Source organism: Jannaschia sp. Os4 (assembly GCF_016820245.1).
Lineage (GTDB): Bacteria > Pseudomonadota > Alphaproteobacteria > Rhodobacterales > Rhodobacteraceae > Jannaschia.
In genome coordinates this window covers 602622-618610 of the sequence record NZ_JAFCAR010000004.1, presented here as the reverse complement: position 1 = coordinate 618610, position 15989 = coordinate 602622, and the positions used below count along the sequence as shown (strand labels likewise).

The following is a 15989-nucleotide window of genomic DNA, read 5'->3' as shown; positions in this document are numbered from 1 at the left end:
GCCCTGCCGTATCGATGCGCTTTCGTTCTAGAAAGGTTCTCGTTTTGTGTCAACGCGGTCGGTCGAACGCGAGATGTTGGGGGTCAGCCGGGCAGCGGGATCGTCTCCACCACCTCGCCGGGCGCGGCGGGCGGGGCGTGCGGCGGGCGGACGACGAGGCGGTCGGCGAAGGCCAAGTCCCTCAGGAGGTTGGAGTCCTGCCGTGCGAACGCGGTGACGCCGTCCGGCCCGGTCGTCGCGCGCATGTAGTGGCGGCGGGGGCCGTTCGCGGGCAGCGGCGCCGCCAAGGGGAGGGGTTCAGGTGCGACGACGGGGTCGAGGCCCTGCATCCGCCGGAGCATGGGGAGGATGAACACCACCCCGCAAACCATCGTGGAGACGGGGTTTCCGGGCAGGCCGACCATCACCTGCGACGCGGAGGGCCCGGCCATGACCGGCTTGCCGGGACGCATCGCGACCGTCTCGAAGCGGAGGTCGAACCCCGCCGTGCGGGCCGCGTCGGCGACGAGGTCGTGGTCCCCGACGGAGGCGCCGCCGAGCGTGATCACGAGGTCGGTCGATGCTGCGAGTGCGAAGGCCTGCGCCAAGCTCTCCGGCGTGTCTCGGGCGGTGGGCAGCTGGTGGCAGGTGGCGCCCGCCGCCGCTAGCATCGCGGCGAGGGCGGGCCCGTTGGAGGCGGGGATCTCGCCGGGGGCGAGGGGGGCTCCGGGCGGGCGGAGCTCGTCGCCGGACATGACGAGGGCGACGGCGGGGCGCCGGGCGACCTCGACCTCGGCGGCGCCCATCGCGGCGAGGAGCGCGACGTCGCGGGCGCCCAGCGCGCGGGGCGGGGCGAGGGTGAAGCCGGCCTCGAAGTCCATCCCCGCGGGCCGGACGTAGCGGGACGCTTCGGGGGCGGGGCCGACGGTGATGCGGGCGCCGTCGCGGGTCACGTCCTCTTGGATGACGACGCGGTCGGTCCCGGGCGGCAAGACCGCCCCGGTGAAGATGCGGACGGCCCGTCCGGGACCGACGCGGCCCGCGAAGGGCGACCCGGCGGCGGCCTCGCCGATCACCTCGAAGGACGCGCCGGGCCGCGCGTCGCCCGCGACCGCGTAGCCGTCCATCGCGGAGGCGTCGAAGGGGGGCATCGGATGCGCCGCGACCACCGGCGCCGCGAGGACGCGGCCCGCCGCGCGGCGGAGGGGGACGGGCTCGGACGGCAGGGGCGAGACCAGCGAGAGCAGGCGCTCGGTCGCCGCCTCGACGGAGATCATGCGCGGTAGGGGCCGGACGTGCCGCCGTCCTTCGACAGCAGGCGCAGGCCCCCGATCTCCATGTCCTTCTGCACCGCCTTCACCATGTCGTAGACCGTGAGGCAGCCCACGGAGACGGCGGTGAGCGCCTCCATCTCGACGCCGGTGCGGCCGGTGGTGGCGACCGTGGCGGTGAGGCGGAGGCCCGGCAGCGCCTCGTCCGGCTCGACGTCGAGCGCGACCCTCGACAGCGGGAGGGGATGGCAGAGCGGGATCAGGTCGGCGGTGCGCTTGGCCCCCATGATGCCCGCGAGGCGCGCCACGCCCGCCACGTCGCCCTTGGCCGCGCCGCCGGAGCGGATCAGCGCGAGCGTGTCCCCGGACATGCGGACCCAGCCTTCGGCGACGGCCACGCGCTTGGTCACGTCCTTGTCGGACACGTCCACCATGTGCGCCGCGCCCGCGCCGTCGAAATGGGTCAGCCCGCTCATCGGCCGGCGGTCAGCGGGTTGGCGAGCAGCGCGCGGGTCGCGGCGGCCACGTCGTCCTGTCGCATCAGGCTTTCGCCGACGAGGAAGCAGCGCGCGCCGTAGCGGGCGAGGTCCGCGAGATCCTCCGGCGCGAAGAGCCCGGACTCGGAGATCAGCACGCGGTCGGCGGGGGCCATCCGCGCGAGGCGGCGCGACGTGTCGAGCGAGGTCTCGAAGCTGTGCAGGTCGCGGTTGTTGATGCCCAGCAGGGGGGAGGAGAGGGCTGTCGCGCGCTCCAGTTCGGCGGCGTCGTGCACCTCGATCAGCGCGTCCATCCCCCACGCGGTCGCGGCCTCCTCCAGTTCCTGCGCCTGCGCGTCCGAGACGGAGGCCATGATGACGAGGATGCAGTCCGCGCCCAAGGCGCGCGCCTCCGCCACCTGGTAGGTGTCGTACATGAAGTCCTTGCGCAGCACCGGCAGGGCGCAGGCGGCGCGGGCGGCCACGAGGTAGTCCTCGTGGCCTTGGAAGCTGGGCGCGTCCGTCAGGACGGACAGGCACGCGGCGCCCCCGTCCTCGTAGGCGGCGGCGATGGCGGCGGGGTCGAAGTCGGCGCGGATCAGGCCCTTGGAGGGGCTGGCCTTCTTGACCTCCGCGATCAGGCCGTAGCCCTCGATGGAGGCGCGCCGCAGCGCTTCGCCGAAGGGGCGGACGGGGTCGGCGGCGCGCGCGGCGTCCTCCACGTCCGACAGCGGGCGCGCGGCCTTGCGGGCGGCGACCTCCTCGAGCTTGTAGGCCTTGATGCGTTGAAGCGCGGTCGGTTCGGTCATGCGTCGGCGGCCATGCGTTGGGTCAGTTCGGCCAAGGCCTCGACGCGGGCGCGGGCGGCCCCGTCGTCGATGGCGTTGGCGGCGGTGGCGACCCCGTCGGACAGGTCGTTCGCCATGTCGGCGACCACCAGCGCGGCGGCGGAATTGAGCAGCACCGCGTCGCGGTAGGCCGACGGCTCGCCGTCGAGGAGCGCATGGAAGGCGTGGGCGTTGGCCGCGGGCTCGCCGCCGACGATGGCCTCGAACGGGTGCGTCGGGAGGCCCGCGTCCGAGGGCGTCACCTCGAACTCGCGCACGGCGCCGTGCTCCAGCGCCGCGACGCGGGAGGGGGCCGCGATGGACAGCTCGTCCGTCCCGTCGCCCCCGTGGACGAGCCACGCCCGCTCGGAGCCCAGCGCGCCCAGCACCTCCGCCATCGGGCGGATGAGGTCGGGCGAGTAGGCGCCGGTCAGCTGGCGGCGGACCCCGGCCGGGTTCGTGAGCGGGCCGAGCGCGTTGAACACGGTGCGGGTGCCCAGCTCGCCGCGCACGGGCATGACGTGGCGCGTGGCGGGATGGTGCATCGGCGCCATCATGAAGCAGATGCCCACCTCGCGCAGGGCGTGGGTCGCGGCGTCCGGGCCGAGCATCACCTCGATCCCCATCTGGCCGAGCAGGTCGGCGGCGCCGGACTTGGACGACAGGTTGCGGTTGCCGTGCTTGGCGACCGGCACGCCGCAGGCCGCGACGACGAAGGCCGCGGCGGTCGAGATGTTGAGCGTGCCCTTGCCGTCGCCGCCGGTGCCCACGATGTCGATGGCCCCCTCGGGCGCCTCGACCCGGTTCATCCGGGCGCGCATGGCGCTCGCGGCGGCGGCGATCTCGTCCACGGTCTCGCCGCGCGTGCGCAGCGCCATGAGGAAGCCGCCGATCTGGGCGGGGGTGGCCTCGCCCTCGAAGAAGGCGGCGAAGGCCTCCTCGGCCTCGGCGCGGGTCAGCGCGCGCTCGGCGGCGGCGTGGATCAGGGGCTTGAGGTCGCTCATGCCGGGACCGGCAGGAGGTCGAGGAACGACCGGAGCATCGCGTGCCCGTGCTCGGAGCGGATCGACTCGGGGTGGAACTGGACGCCGTGGATGGGCAGGTCGCGGTGGCGCAGGCCCATGATCGTGCCGTCCTCCAGCGCCGCGTTGGGGACGAGCGCGTCCGGCAGGGTCGCACGCTCGACGATCAGCGAGTGGTAGCGCGTCGCCTGCAGCGGCGAGGGCAGGCCCGCGAAGACGCCGGTGGCGTCGTGGTGCATGGTGCCGAGCTTTCCGTGCACGATCTCGCCCGCGCGGACGACCTTGCCGCCGAAGGCCTGCCCGATGGACTGGTGCCCGAGGCAGACGCCGAGGAGCGGCGTGCGGGTCTCGGCGCAGGCCTCGACCATGGCGAGGCAGATGCCCGCCTCGTTGGGCGAGCAGGGGCCGGGCGACAGCAGGACGCCGGCGGGGCGCAGGGCCATGGCCTGCTGCACGTCGAGCGCGTCGTTGCGCACCACGCGGACATCCGCCCCCAACTCCCCGCAGTAATGCACGAGGTTGAAGGTGAAGCTGTCGTAGTTGTCGATGAGCAGCAGCACGTGCCCCGATCCCCCTCTGCCGTGCCCGCGCGGCGGGGCGAGGGGGTGCCTCGGGCCGGGGGGCGGGGTATAGATGCGCGCGACGGCGGGGCGGGGTCAAGCGCCCCCGCGACAGGCAGGGGGCGGGCGATGCTGGTGCGATTCGGAGCGGGGCTTCTGTGCGGCGTGGCGGCGGGCGCGATCGCCATCGGCGCGGTGTCGCTCGTGGCGCCGCTGGCGGGCGAGGAGGCGGTCGTCCGGCCCGCGTCCCCCGTGCGGCCCGCCGCCCCCGAGGGCGGGGGGCTCCTGCCGGCCCAGCCCGCGCCCCTGCCGGATCGCGCCGAGGTCGCCGTGCCCGCGCCGGAGGCGGCGGTGCGCGCCACGGCGCCGCGGGCCCCCGCCGCGCCCGCGCCGGACGCGGGGGCCAGGGAGGCCGTCCCGGTCGCGTCGGCCCCCCGTCCCGTCGTGGTCGACGCCGTCCCCCCGGCGGCTGCGCGGTCGGAGACGGAGACGGAGACGGAGACGCAGGCGGACGCCGGAACGGTCACCCGGACGGTCGTGCCGATCGTGCCGGCGGAGGAGGCGGTCGCGCCCGAGCCGGAGGCCGTCGCGCCGCCCGCGCCCGCCACCGGGGTCGCGCTCCCCGCCGGCAGCGAGTTCGCCCGCGCGCCCGACGACGTGGCCCCCGACGCGCCGCTGGGGGCCGACCGACCGGTGACCCGCGGGGGCGAGACCGACCTCGCCGCGCCGACGCCGGACGCGCTGGGGGCCGCGCTGCCCGCGCGGGGGATCGACGCGACGCCCGCGCCCGCGCCGGGGCTCTCGGTGCCGTCGCCGCTCGGCCCGCCGCCGGAGCCCGTCGCCGCGCCGGGCGTGGTGGCGCGGGGTCCCGAGGGCCCGCCCGCGACCTTCACGGAGCTCGCGCCCGCCGAGGAGGAGGCGCCCGCGGTCGAGGCGGCGCTGGCGCCGCAGGAGCAGGCTCCGGAGCCGGTCGAGGCCGAGCCGGTCGAGGCGGCGGCAGAGCCCTCGGGCGGATCGCAGGCGGCGGCCGCGGACGGGGCCCCCGCGGCGGCGCCCGTCGAGACCGTCCGCGCCGCCCCTCCGGGCCCGGAGGCGGACGCGGCGGCCTCCCCCGCCGCCGCCGACGCCGACGCCGACGCGCCCTCGGTGGAGCCGGACTCCTTCGACGTCGCGCAGGCGATCATCGACACGACCCGGGCGCCGAGCCGGTTCACGCTCCAGTCCGAGCAGGCCCCCGCCGCCGCCCCGGCGACCGCGACCGCCGCGCCCGCCGCCCTGCGCGCCATCGAGGCGAACGCCATGCCCGCCCCGCCGGGCACCGCGCCGCTCTTCTCGATCGTGTTGGTGGACGCTCCGGGCGGCGTCCCGCTGGAGGAGGTCGTCGCGCTGCCGCTGCCGGTCGCCGTGGCCTTGGACCCGACCGCGCCGGACGCGGGCGCGCGGGCCGCGATGGTCCGCGCGGCGGGCCGGGAGGTGCTGTGGACGACCGCCGCGCTGCCCGCCCGGGGCACGGCCTCGGACGTCGAGGTCGCGCTGGCCGCCGCGGCCGCCGCGATCCCGGATGCGGTCGCCCTGACGGACGCGCCGGACGGGCGCTTGGGCGGCAGCCGGACCCGCACCGCCGCCGCCGCGCCCGCGCTGGCCGAGACGGGGCACGGGTTCCTGACGGTGGCGGGCGGCCTCGGATCGGGGGTGGCCGAGGCCCGGCGCGCGGGCGTGCCCGCGGCGTCCGCCTACCGGGTGCTCGACGACGCGGGGCAGCGGGCGCCGGTTATCGCGCGCTTCCTCGACCGCGCGACCTTCGAGGCGCAGCGCGACGGGGCGACGGTGGTGGTGGGGCGCACGCTGCCCGACACGGTCGAGGCGGTGCGCCGCTGGGCCGTGGACGGGCGGCGGGGCGACGTGCGCGTCGCGCCGGTCAGCCACGCGATCCGGGCGCTCTCGGGCGGATAGGGGCGGCCGCGCGCGGCTCAGTCCTGCGGCAGCTCGATCCGTGCGACCTGCTCGGCGATCGGCTCGACGGCGAGGGGATGGGTCTCGCCGAGGTGGTCCGTCTCCTCGCCCAAGGGCTGCCAGCGGCGGTTCTTGTAGATCTCCAGCCCGTCGAAGGCGGCCTTGTAGCCCATCTTGGGCGAGCCGGGGACCCAGTAGCCGAGGTAGACGTAGGGCAGGCCCGCCTCGCGCGCGAGGGCGACGTGGTCGAGGATCACGTGGGTGCCGAGCGACTGCTTGGGCAGGTCGGGGTCGTAGAAGGAGTAGACGAGGCTCAGCCCGTCATCGAGCACGTCCGTCAGGCAGACGCCGGTGAGCGCCGGGACGTCGCGGCGGTCCCAGTACTCGATCACCCGGGTGCGGATCGGCGTCTCCTCGATCATCGCGGCGAACTCGAAGATGTCCATGTCGGCCATGCCGCCGTCGGCGTGGCGCGCGGCGAGGTAGCGCTGGAACAGCGCGAACTGGTCCTCGGTGGCCCACGGGCTCGTGACCTCGCGCTCGAGATGGGCGTTGCGGGCCAGCGTCCGCCGCTGGGTCCGGCCGGGCGCGAAGGCGTCGACCCGGATCCGCGCCGAGAGGCAGGCCGAGCAGTCGGCGCAGGACGGGCGGTAGAGCACGTTCTGCGAGCGGCGGAACCCCTGCTTGGAGAGCTTGTCGTTCAGCTCGGAGGCGCCGGAGCCCTGCAGGGCGGTGAACAGCTTCCGCTCGCGCCGCCCGTCCAGGTAGGGACAGGGCTGCGGCGCAGTCACGTAGAACTGCGGCGTGAGCGGCAGGCTGTGGCGCATGGGGTCATCTCGGCAGAACGGTGCCGGGCGAGGTTAGACGCGGCATCGCGGGGGGGGCAAACGAAAACGGCCCTCCGCCCCGGGGAATGGGCGGAGGGCCGCGTGTCGGCGCGCGCCGGGCGCGTCAGCCGGGCCGGTTGATGGCGGCCGTGCCGAGCACGAGGTCGGTGAGGCCCTGCTTGCGCTCGGTCACGAGCATGGCGACCGCCGAGGCGAGCGCGGGGAGCAGCGCGAAGGTGATGGAGGCGTAGTAGCCGAGCACGTGCAGCGCGGCGGTCGGGCCGTCGAGGCGCTGCCCGCCCCCGTCGCGCAGCTCGATCCCGAAGAGGCACATGCCCCACGTCGCCGAGCGGGAGGCGAGGGTGGCGACCCGGTAGACCAGCCCGATCCCCATCGCGACGAACGGCCAGAGCCACCACGCGAGGGTGAGGGTCAGGATGCCCGCGACGAAGGTGGCCGCGTGGATCAGCGCGACGTCCACGACCCACGCGAGGCCGCGCTTGACGACGACGCCGTCGTAGAACTCGGCCTCGGCGTGGGGGTCGGGCAGTCCGGGAAGATGCGCGGCGGGGTGGAGCATGGCGGTCATGTCGGGTCCTTCCGTGGCGGTGCAAGGGGGCCGGACCCCGCGGGCGGGATCCGGCGGGGGGATCAGGCCTCGGTGCCCTTCGGCTCGGGGGCGCGATCCTCGCGGTCCTTCATGAACTGGTCGAACTCGGCCTTGTCCTTGGCCTCGCGAAGGCGCTGCAGGAACTCCTCGAAGGCTTGGCTCTCCTCCTCCAGCTTGCGGATCGTGTCGTCGCGGTAGGCGTCGAAGGCGGCGTTGCCCGTGGAGCGGCGCATGCTCACGCCGCCGCGTCCGGCGCAGCCCTGCCAGCGGCCCATCCGGACCGAGCCGTCGCGGCGCAGCGCCCATTTGCCGGTCAGCGACATGTAGAGCACGAGCGCGAGGCCGACGGGCCAGAAGGCGATGAAGCCGAGGATCATGGCGGCGATCCACGCGCCCTTGCCGCGGGCGTCGAGCCACGCTTCGGCGCGGGAGAGCGCGCCCATCGGCGCGGCGGCGGGGGAGACGGTGGCGGCGGGGGTCATGGGACGTCCTTTCGGTCTGGGTGGCTCCGCCGGGACGGGCGGGATGTGAAGGGCTTTCACATCACAGGAGATGGGGGTGCGGGGGGCAGGGACAAGAGGGCCGCGCCAAAAAAGTTAAGAGGCTTCACATGAGGGCGGAGCGGCATGTTCGTACGTTCCGTACAGGGCCGGGGGGCCGTCCTTCACGGAACGTACGGAGATTTCAGGGCGTTCGGCGCGTCGGATGCCGCGGTGCGGCATGGACCGGCGACCCCCCGACGGCGCCGCGCGGTCGCGGCTCGAACCGACGGGCGGCCGGAGGGACCGATGCAGAGGGCGGGGGCGGCGCCGCGCACCTACTCCGCGGCGGCGAGGGCCGCGCCTTGGGGGTCGCGCATCACGTAGCCCCGGCCCCACACCGTCTCGATGTGGCTGTCGCCGCCCGTGGCCGTCGCCAGCTTCTTGCGGAGCTTGCAGATGAACACGTCGATGATCTTGAGCTCCGGCTCGTCCATGCCGCCGTAGAGATGGTTGAGGAACATCTCCTTGGTCAGGGTCGTGCCCTTCCGCAGCGAGAGCAGTTCGAGGATCTGGTATTCCTTGCCGGTCAGGTGGACGGCCCGCCCGTCGACCTCGACGGACTTGGAGTCGAGGTTCACCTCGACGCGGCCGGTGCGGATCACGGACTGGGAATGGCCCTTGGACCGGCGGACGATGGCATGGATGCGCGCCACCAGCTCGTCGCGGTGGAACGGCTTGGTCATGTAGTCGTCGGCGCCCACCCCGAAGCCCTTGATCTTCGAGGCGGTGTCGTCGGCGCCCGAGAGGATCAGGATCGGCGTCTCGATCCGGGCGAGGCGGAGCTGCTTGAGCACCTCGTGCCCGTCCATGTCCGGCAGGTTCAGGTCGAGGACGATCAGGTCGTAGTCGTAGAGCTTGGCGAGATCGATCCCCTCCTCGCCGAGATCGGTCGAGTAGACGTTGAGCGACGCCGAGGCGAGCATCATCTCGATCGAGCGGGAGGTGGTGGGGTCGTCTTCGACGAGCAGAATGCGCATTGCTAACCTCTGGGCCAACCTATGGTGGTCTCTTCCGGCCAACCTTCGCCTTAAAGGTTAATACCGCGTTACTCTCCCAAAAGCTGTTCAGAAACAGGGGCCTCGCGCAAGGAGGGGGGCAGAATCACTTTCCCCCTGCGGCATCGGCATCGACGGCGGGGACGGGGCCCGGCGTCGGCGCGGCGGGCATCCGCCGGGTCGCGCGCAGCCCCTCGGCCCCGTGGGTCGAGGCGCCGTGCACCCATTGCGCGTACTCCTCCTCCGACAGGTCGTAGCGGAGGAAGGCCTCGTCGCGGGACAGCAGGCCCGCCTCGACGCCGAGGACGACGGCCGCCTTGCGGCTGGCGACCCAGCGCCGTTCGCCCGCCGGGGGAAGGTCGTCGCGCGTCATCGGGCGCCCGTCGGGCAGGGTGACGACGCGGGGACGGTCGTCGCGTCTGAGGAACATCGGGCACCTCCTTCGGTCGTGCACGGCCGTCATGCGCCCCACTCCTTAACCGCCGCTGAACCCGCCGCTTGAGAATGCGGGGCATTTTGCCCATATGCGCGAGGCTCAGGAGGCCGCGATGCTGGACGCCGAACTCAACTCCCTCGGGCTGCCCAAGGCCCCCGCCGACACCCGCGTGGTGGTCGCCATGTCGGGCGGCGTGGACAGCTCCGTCGTCGCCGCCGAGCTCGCGGCGGAGGGCTACGACGTGGTGGGCGTCACCCTGCAGCTCTACGACCACGGCGCGGCCTTGGCGAAGAAGGGCGCCTGCTGCGCGGGGCGCGACATCCACGACGCCCGCCGCGTGGCCGAATCCATGGGCTTCCCGCACTACGTGCTCGACTACGAGAACACGTTCCGCGCGGCGGTGATCGACGAGTTCGCGGACAGCTACCTCGCCGGGGCGACGCCGGTGCCGTGCATCCGCTGCAACGAGCGGGTGAAGTTCCGCGACCTCCTCGAGACCGCGAAGGACCTCGACGCCGACTGCATGGCGACGGGGCACTACATCCGCCGCGAGGCGGGCGCGCGCGGCGCGGAGCTGCACCGCGCGGCGGACCCCGTGCGCGACCAGTCCTACTTCCTGTTCTCGACGACGCAGGAGCAGCTCGACTACCTGCGCTTCCCGCTGGGCGGGCTGGCGACCAAGGCGGAGACCCGCGCGCTCGCGGCCAAGCACGGGCTGCCCGTGGCGGACAAGCCGGACAGCCAGGACATCTGCTTCGTGCCGGACGGCGACTACGCCGCCGTCATCGAGAAGCTGCGCCCCGGCGCGGGCGAGCCGGGCGAGATCGTGCACATGGACGGGCGCGTGCTGGGCCGCCACGAGGGCGTCATCCGCTACACGGTCGGCCAGCGGAAGGGCCTCGGCATCGGAGGGCTGTCCGAGCCGCTCTACGTGGTGCGGCTGGACGCGGAGGCGTGCCACGTGGTCGTCGGGCCGCGCGCCGCGCTGGCCACGCGCACGGTGCCGGTGGCGGAGGTGAACTGGCTGGGCGACGAGCCCTTCGACGCCCGGCCCGAACGGCCGCTCGCCGTTAAGGTCCGCTCGACCAAGCCGCCCCTCGACGCGGTGATCCGGCCCACGGGGCCGCGCACGGCGGAGGTGGAGCTGCTCGCGCCCGAGATGGGCGTGTCGCCGGGGCAGGCCTGCGTGTTCTACGATCCCGAAGGGACGCGGGTGTTCGGCGGCGGCTGGATCGTCCGCTAGGGCCGCTCGAACACGGCCCGCGCGGCGTCCCAGCGCAGCCCCGTCCGCTTGGCGATCCGGCGCATGCCCTCGTCCACGCGGCGGCGGTTGAGCGCGGGGATCCACTCGCGGAGCGGGATCAGGGTCTTCTCGCCGTAGCCGTCGATCATCACGAAGCGCCCCGCCGCCCCGTCCCAGACCACGTTGGTCAGGCTGAGGTCCGGCGCGTTCACCCCGAGCCGCACGAGCGCGTGGGCGAAGGTCGAGAGGGCGTCGAGCGCCGCGTCGTCCAGCGGCCCGGCCTTGGCGAGGGCCTTGAGCGGTCGCCCGAGGCCGTCCGCCCCGTCGCCGACCCGCTCCACCTCCAGGGCGAGGCCGCGGGTGGTGGGGACGAGGCCCCCCACGCGGGCCAGCGGCATGGGCAGGCCCCGCCGCTCCGCGCGGACCTGCGCCCGCAACGCGGCGCGCCACTCCCGCAGGGTGCCGACATGGAGGCCGAGCGTCCGCTCGCGCCGCACCCGCGCGAGCCAGCCGGGCTTGGTCTCGAACGCCTCGACCTTGGCGGGGCGCCAGACCTTCAGGAGCAGGTCGCCGCGCAGGGGGTGGGCGAACACGTCGCGCACCGCGCCGCTCGCCAAGGGGGCCGCGCCGCGCAGGTCGATCCCCCCGGGGCGCGGGGCGGCGTGGGCGGGGTCGGGGCGGACGTCCATGGATCCCCCCATCCCGGCGCATGGCGCGCGCGTCAAGCATGGCGGCCCGCGCCCGTGGAATCCGGTGGCCCCCGCCCGGCGTGCCGCCTATCTCCGGTGGCAGGGAGGGCCGCATGACCGAGACGCCGATCGACGCGCTGACCGAGGCGGAGGCCGAGGCCGAACTGGCCCGGCTCGCGGACCTCCTGGCCGAGGCGAACGCCGCCTACCACACGGACGACGCGCCGGTCATGGACGACGCCGCCTTCGACGCGCTGAAGCGGCGCAACGCGGGGATCGAGGCGCGGTTTCCCCACCTCAAGCGCACCGACTCGCCGTCGGAGCAGGTGGGCGCGGCGCCCGCCGAGGGGTTCGGGAAGGTGCGGCACGCGCAGCGGATGCTGTCGCTGGGCAACGCGTTCACCGACGAGGACGTGGCCGAGTTCGCGGCCCGCATCCGCCGCTACCTCAACCTTCCCGCCTCGGAGGTGCTGGCCCTCACGGCGGAGCCCAAGATCGACGGCCTGTCGCTGTCGCTGCGCTACGAGGGCGGCGCGCTCGTCACCGCCGCCACCCGCGGCAACGGCGAGGTGGGCGAGGACGTCACCGCGAACGCGCGGACCATCGACGACATCCCGGAGAGGGTGGAGGGGGCGCCGGAGGTGCTCGAGGTGCGCGGCGAGGTCTACATGTCCCACGCCGACTTCGCCGCCCTCAACCGGCGGCAGGCGGAGCAAGGGAGCAAGACCTTCGCCAACCCGCGCAACGCCGCCGCCGGGAGCCTGCGGCAGCTGGACCCCTCCGTCACCGCGTCCCGCCCGCTGCGCTTCTTCGCCTATGCGTGGGGGGAGCTGTCCGCGCCCTTGGCCGGGACGCAGTCGGGGGCGCTGAAGCGGCTCGCGTCGATAGGGTTCTCGACCAACGACCGAACCGAGCGGCACGAGACCGTGGAGGGGGCGCTGGCGCATTACGCGGCCATCGCCGCCGCGCGGGGGGAGCTGGGCTACGACATCGACGGCGTCGTCTACAAGGTGGACCGTCTGGACTGGCAGGCGCGGCTGGGGATGCGCTCGACCACGCCGCGCTGGGCCGTCGCGCACAAGTTCCCCGCGGAGACGGCGTGGACGCGGCTCACGGGCATCGACATCAACGTGGGCCGCACCGGGGCGCTGTCGCCCATCGCGCGGCTGGACCCGGTGACGGTGGGCGGCGTCACGGTGTCGAACGCCACGCTCCACAACGAGGACTACGTCGCGGGCCGCGCCGCCGACGGGACGCCTATTCGGGGCGGCGCGGACCTGCGGATCGGGGACAGGGTGGAGATCTACCGCGCGGGCGACGTGATCCCGAAGGTGCGGGACGTCGACCTCCCGGCGCGGCCCGCGGACGCGGTCCCCTACGTCTTCCCCGAGGCCTGCCCCGACTGCGGCTCGCCCGCCCCGCGCGATCCGGGCGAGAGCGTCCGGCGCTGCACGGGCGGGCTGATCTGCCCGGCGCAGCGGGTGGCGCGGCTCAAGCACCTCGTCTCGCGGCCCGCCTTCGACGTGGACGGGCTGGGCGACAAGGAGGTGGAGCGGTTCCACGACTTGGGCTGGATCGCGGAGCCGGCGGACATCTTCACCCTTGAGGCGCGCTACGGCGCGGGCCTGCAGTCCGTCGCCGCCTTGGAGGGATGGGGCGAGCAGTCCGCCGCCAACCTCTTCGCCGGCATCGAGGCGGCGCGGGCGCAGCCCTTCGCGCGCGTCCTCTTCGGCCTCGGCATCCGCCATCTGGGCGAGGTGGCGGGGCAGGTGCTCGCCCGGCACTACGGCGACTGGGACAGCTTCGCCGCCGCGATGGACCATGCCGCCCCCGCCGCCGCCCGGCACCACGCCGCGGAGGAGGCGGAGCGCGCCGAACGGGCGGCGGCCGCCGCCGAGGACCGCCGCGCGCAGGTCAAGAAGGCGCGGGACGCGGCATGGGCCGGGATCGCGCCCGAGGCCAAGCAGGCGTGGGACGACCTCGTGGGCATCGACGGCATCGGGGCGACGCTGGCCGTGGCGATCGTCGACGCCATGGCGGCGCCGGGCGAGCGGGGGGCCATCGACCGGCTCGTCCCCCACCTCCGGATCGAGGCGCCCGAGGCCGTGGCGGAGGCCTCGCCCGTCGCGGGGCTGACGGTCGTGTTCACGGGCACGCTGGAGCGCATGACCCGCGCCGAGGCCAAGGCCCGCGCCGAGGCGCTGGGGGCGAAGGTGTCAGGGTCCGTCTCGGGCAAGACGGACCTCCTCGTCGCCGGACCCGGCGCCGGGTCGAAGGCCGCCAAGGCCGAGGCGCTGGGCGTCCGGGTCGTGGACGAGGACGGCTGGCTGGAGATGATCGGGTAGGGCGCGGGCCCCGCCCGCCCGCTACTCGGCGGGCTCCGCCACCTTCGCCCCGGCATAGGTCGGCGAACCGGGGTTGTTCGGGTGCGTGGTCCAGTCCGCCGGCTCCGCCCGCACGGTCCGGCCGGTGCGGGGATCGACCGTGCCGGCCTCCAGCCGCTCCATCGTGATGCAGTCCTCCACCGGGCAGACGTCCACGCACAGGTTGCAGGCCACGCATTCCGCGTCGATCACGCTGAACTCCCGCGCGGGCGAGACGGCGATCGCTTGGTGGCTCGTGTCCTCGCAGGCGGCGTAGCAGCGCCCGCACGCGATGCAGAGGTCCGGGTCGATCCGCGCCTTGGTCACGTATTCGAGGTTCAGGTGCTGCCAGTCGGTGACGTTGGGCACGGCGCGGCCCCGGAACGCCTCGATGTCGGCATAGCCCTTCTCGTCCATGTAGCGCTCCAGCCCCGCCGTCAGCTCCTTGATGATGCCGAAGCCGTAGGTCATCGCCGCCGTGCAGACCTGCACCGACCCGCAGGAGAGCGCGATGTACTCGGCGGCGTCGCGCCACGTGGTGATGCCGCCGATCCCCGAGATGGGCAGGCCGCGCGTCGCCTCGGCCCGCGCGATCTCGGACACCATGGACAGCGCGATGGGCTTCACCGCCGGCCCGCAATAGCCGCCGTGGGAGCCCTTGCCGTCGATCGTCGGCTCGGGCGCGAAGTCGTCGAGGTCGACGCTGGTGATCGAGTTGATCGTGTTGATCAGCGAGACCGCGTCCGCTCCGCCCGCGGCGGCGGCGGCGGCGGGCTTGCGGATGTCGGTGATGTTGGGCGTCAGCTTCACGATCACGGGCAGCGCGCCGTACTGCTTGCACCATTCCGTGACCATCTGGATGTACTCGGGCACCTGCCCCACGGCCGAGCCCATGCCCCGCTCCGACATCCCGTGCGGGCAGCCGAAGTTCAGCTCGATCCCGTCCGCGCCCGTGTCCTCCACGCGGGGCAGGATGTCGCGCCACGCCTGCTCCTCGCAGGGGACCATGATCGAGACGACCATCGCCCGGTCGGGGAAGTCCCGCTTCACCGCCGCGATCTCGTCGAGGTTCGTCTGCAGCGGGCGGTCGGTGATCAGCTCGATGTTGTTGAGGCCCAAGAGCCGCCGGTCCGCCCCGTAGATCGCGCCGTAGCGGGGGCCGTTCACGTTGACGACCGGCGGCCCCTCGGCCCCCAGCGTCTTCCACACCACGCCGCCCCAGCCCGCCTCGAAGGCGCGGCGGACGTTGTATTCCTTGTCCGTGGGCGGCGCGGAGGCCAGCCAGAAGGGGTTGGGCGACTTGATGCCCGCGAAGTCGATGGAGAGGTCGGCCATGGTCGTATCTCCTAGGGGCGCGCGCCCGGGTGAAAGGTCATCGCGACCGGTTGGATGTCGCCCGCCTCGACGGCGCGGGCCATGTTCGCGGCCTTCTCGGCGGCCGTGTCGCCCATCAGCAGGGGCAGCCCCAGCGGCGCGGGGCCGGACCGGGCGATCTGCGCCCGCATCCGCGCGAAGAACGCGCGGGCGATCCCGCCCCGGTCCTCGCGCGACGCCAGCTCGAACCCCGCGCCGCGCGCCGCCGCGAGATAGGCGTCGGGCGTGTCGAGGAAGGAGTGGTCGGGCGCGGACGCCCAAGGCAGGGGAAAGGCGGGATGCGCGCCGAAGCGCATGACGTCGTAGACGGCCAGCCGCCCGCCCGGGCGCAGCACGCGCGCCGCCTCGGCGAAGAAGCGCGGCTTGTCGGGCAGGTTCATCCCGACATGCAGCAGGGTGACCACGTCGAAGGCGCCATCCTCGAACGGCATGTCGAGCGCGCTCCCCTCGACGAACTCCGCGCAAAGGCCGGTCAATGCCGTCAGGCGGCGCGCGGTCTCGACGAAGGCGGGCGTCAGGTCCAGCCCGGTGACGTCGGCGTCGAAGCGCTCGGCCATGAGCCGGGCCGCGCCGCCGAGGCCGCTGCCCGCGTCCAGCACGCGGACCCCCGGGCCGAGGCCCAGCGGGGCCAGCACCGCCTCCGTCGCCTCCAGCCCGCCGATGTGGAACTCGTCGATCGGCTTGAGATGGCGCGCCTCGATCTCGCCCTCCGGCACGCCCGCCTCCGCGAGCGCGGCGAGGATGCGGTCGTAGAGGTCGGCGCGGTCGTAATGCGCGGCGATGCGGGTGCTCTGCTGGATCATGGTCGATGCCCTCCCTCCG

The 15989-nt window shown here is 74.3% G+C and carries 16 protein-coding genes; 3 read left to right on the top strand and 13 right to left on the bottom strand.

The features are described 5' to 3' along the window. Positions 1-83: 83 nt before the first annotated feature. Genes JQC91_RS11965 through JQC91_RS11945 form a run of 5 tightly spaced genes read right to left on the bottom strand, consistent with a single transcriptional unit; the run spans position 84 to position 4135 of the window. A complete protein-coding gene (locus tag JQC91_RS11965; RefSeq protein ID WP_203287034.1) occupies positions 84-1256 on the bottom strand; it encodes a molybdopterin molybdotransferase MoeA in 1173 nt (390 codons plus the stop codon). Further along, entirely contained in the window at positions 1253-1726 is a 474-nt protein-coding gene (moaC, locus tag JQC91_RS11960) for a cyclic pyranopterin monophosphate synthase MoaC (RefSeq protein ID WP_203287033.1), read from the bottom strand. Before moaC ends, JQC91_RS11965 begins: the two co-directional genes overlap by 4 nt. Then, entirely contained in the window at positions 1723-2535 is an 813-nt protein-coding gene (gene trpC, locus JQC91_RS11955; protein WP_203287032.1) for an indole-3-glycerol phosphate synthase TrpC, read from the bottom strand. The genes moaC and trpC overlap by 4 nt, the downstream gene beginning before the upstream one ends. Beyond that, entirely contained in the window at positions 2532-3557 is a 1026-nt protein-coding gene (gene trpD / locus JQC91_RS11950) for an anthranilate phosphoribosyltransferase (RefSeq protein ID WP_203287031.1), read from the bottom strand. Before trpD ends, trpC begins: the two co-directional genes overlap by 4 nt. After that, entirely contained in the window at positions 3554-4135 is a 582-nt protein-coding gene (locus JQC91_RS11945) for an aminodeoxychorismate/anthranilate synthase component II (protein ID WP_203287030.1), read from the bottom strand. The genes trpD and JQC91_RS11945 overlap by 4 nt, the downstream gene beginning before the upstream one ends. A gap of 129 nt (positions 4136-4264) precedes the next feature. Here JQC91_RS11945 and JQC91_RS11940 point away from each other — a divergent pair, with 129 nt between their 5' ends. Next, complete coding sequence (locus JQC91_RS11940) at positions 4265-6088, top strand: divergent polysaccharide deacetylase family protein (protein WP_203287029.1); 1824 nt, start codon at positions 4265-4267, stop codon at positions 6086-6088. Positions 6089-6105: 17 nt separating this feature from the next. On the opposite strand, the gene JQC91_RS11935 is transcribed toward JQC91_RS11940, so the two are convergent. The 5 genes from JQC91_RS11935 to JQC91_RS11915 form a co-directional block, all read right to left on the bottom strand. Next, on the bottom strand, positions 6106-6915 hold the full coding sequence (locus JQC91_RS11935) for an arginyltransferase (RefSeq protein ID WP_203287028.1): 810 nt from the start codon (positions 6913-6915) through the stop codon (positions 6106-6108). A gap of 124 nt (positions 6916-7039) precedes the next feature. Further along, the gene (locus tag JQC91_RS11930; protein WP_238941481.1) at positions 7040-7504 is read right to left on the bottom strand and encodes an RDD family protein; all 465 of its coding nucleotides are present in this window, start codon (positions 7502-7504) and stop codon (positions 7040-7042) included. A 62-nt stretch (positions 7505-7566) separates the two neighbouring features. Then, positions 7567-8007 (bottom strand): DUF2852 domain-containing protein, encoded by a 441-nt coding sequence (locus tag JQC91_RS11925; RefSeq protein WP_203287027.1) that lies wholly within the window; start codon positions 8005-8007, stop codon positions 7567-7569. Positions 8008-8342: 335 nt separating this feature from the next. Further along, positions 8343-9044, bottom strand: coding sequence for a response regulator transcription factor (locus JQC91_RS11920; protein ID WP_203287026.1), 702 nt, complete (start codon positions 9042-9044; stop codon positions 8343-8345). A 124-nt stretch (positions 9045-9168) separates the two neighbouring features. Next, positions 9169-9492: a DUF1153 domain-containing protein gene (locus tag JQC91_RS11915; RefSeq protein ID WP_203287025.1), complete on the bottom strand. Its 324-nt coding sequence runs from the start codon at positions 9490-9492 to the stop codon at positions 9169-9171. Positions 9493-9610: 118 nt separating this feature from the next. On the opposite strand from JQC91_RS11915, the gene mnmA reads away from it, so the two are divergent. After that, positions 9611-10741, top strand: a complete 1131-nt coding sequence (gene mnmA, locus JQC91_RS11910) for a tRNA 2-thiouridine(34) synthase MnmA (protein ID WP_203287024.1) — start codon at positions 9611-9613, stop codon at positions 10739-10741. On the opposite strand, the gene JQC91_RS11905 is transcribed toward mnmA, so the two are convergent. Beyond that, positions 10738-11430, bottom strand: a complete 693-nt coding sequence (locus JQC91_RS11905) for a YrbL family protein (RefSeq protein ID WP_203287023.1) — start codon at positions 11428-11430, stop codon at positions 10738-10740. The genes mnmA and JQC91_RS11905 overlap by 4 nt on opposite strands. A gap of 113 nt (positions 11431-11543) precedes the next feature. On the opposite strand from JQC91_RS11905, the gene ligA reads away from it, so the two are divergent. Then, positions 11544-13775, top strand: coding sequence for an NAD-dependent DNA ligase LigA (ligA, locus tag JQC91_RS11900; protein WP_203287022.1), 2232 nt, complete (start codon positions 11544-11546; stop codon positions 13773-13775). A gap of 21 nt (positions 13776-13796) precedes the next feature. On the opposite strand, the gene preA is transcribed toward ligA, so the two are convergent. Continuing rightward, the gene (gene preA / locus JQC91_RS11895; protein WP_203287021.1) at positions 13797-15128 is read right to left on the bottom strand and encodes an NAD-dependent dihydropyrimidine dehydrogenase subunit PreA; all 1332 of its coding nucleotides are present in this window, start codon (positions 15126-15128) and stop codon (positions 13797-13799) included. Positions 15129-15139: 11 nt separating this feature from the next. After that, positions 15140-15970 (bottom strand): class I SAM-dependent methyltransferase, encoded by an 831-nt coding sequence (locus JQC91_RS11890; RefSeq protein WP_203287020.1) that lies wholly within the window; start codon positions 15968-15970, stop codon positions 15140-15142. Positions 15971-15989 lie beyond the last annotated feature (19 nt).

Bases quoted from the DNA above. Each gene is read 5' to 3' on its own strand.
- JQC91_RS11965 (WP_203287034.1), bottom strand. From the start codon at position 1,256: ATGATCTCCGTCGAGGCGGCGACCGAGCGCCTGCTCTCGCTGGTCTCG.
- JQC91_RS11935 (WP_203287028.1), bottom strand. From the start codon at position 6,915: ATGCGCCACAGCCTGCCGCTCACGCCGCAGTTCTACGTGACTGCGCCG.
- preA (WP_203287021.1), bottom strand. From the start codon at position 15,128: ATGGCCGACCTCTCCATCGACTTCGCGGGCATCAAGTCGCCCAACCCC.
- JQC91_RS11925 (WP_203287027.1), bottom strand. From the start codon at position 8,007: ATGACCCCCGCCGCCACCGTCTCCCCCGCCGCCGCGCCGATGGGCGCG.
- JQC91_RS11905 (WP_203287023.1), bottom strand. From the start codon at position 11,430: ATGGACGTCCGCCCCGACCCCGCCCACGCCGCCCCGCGCCCCGGGGGG.
- trpC (WP_203287032.1), bottom strand. From the start codon at position 2,535: ATGACCGAACCGACCGCGCTTCAACGCATCAAGGCCTACAAGCTCGAG.
- JQC91_RS11890 (WP_203287020.1), bottom strand. From the start codon at position 15,970: ATGATCCAGCAGAGCACCCGCATCGCCGCGCATTACGACCGCGCCGAC.
- JQC91_RS11940 (WP_203287029.1), top strand. From the start codon at position 4,265: ATGCTGGTGCGATTCGGAGCGGGGCTTCTGTGCGGCGTGGCGGCGGGC.
- moaC (WP_203287033.1), bottom strand. From the start codon at position 1,726: ATGAGCGGGCTGACCCATTTCGACGGCGCGGGCGCGGCGCACATGGTG.
- JQC91_RS11930 (WP_238941481.1), bottom strand. From the start codon at position 7,504: ATGACCGCCATGCTCCACCCCGCCGCGCATCTTCCCGGACTGCCCGAC.
- JQC91_RS11920 (WP_203287026.1), bottom strand. From the start codon at position 9,044: ATGCGCATTCTGCTCGTCGAAGACGACCCCACCACCTCCCGCTCGATC.
- trpD (WP_203287031.1), bottom strand. From the start codon at position 3,557: ATGAGCGACCTCAAGCCCCTGATCCACGCCGCCGCCGAGCGCGCGCTG.
- mnmA (WP_203287024.1), top strand. From the start codon at position 9,611: ATGCTGGACGCCGAACTCAACTCCCTCGGGCTGCCCAAGGCCCCCGCC.
- JQC91_RS11915 (WP_203287025.1), bottom strand. From the start codon at position 9,492: ATGTTCCTCAGACGCGACGACCGTCCCCGCGTCGTCACCCTGCCCGAC.
- ligA (WP_203287022.1), top strand. From the start codon at position 11,544: ATGACCGAGACGCCGATCGACGCGCTGACCGAGGCGGAGGCCGAGGCC.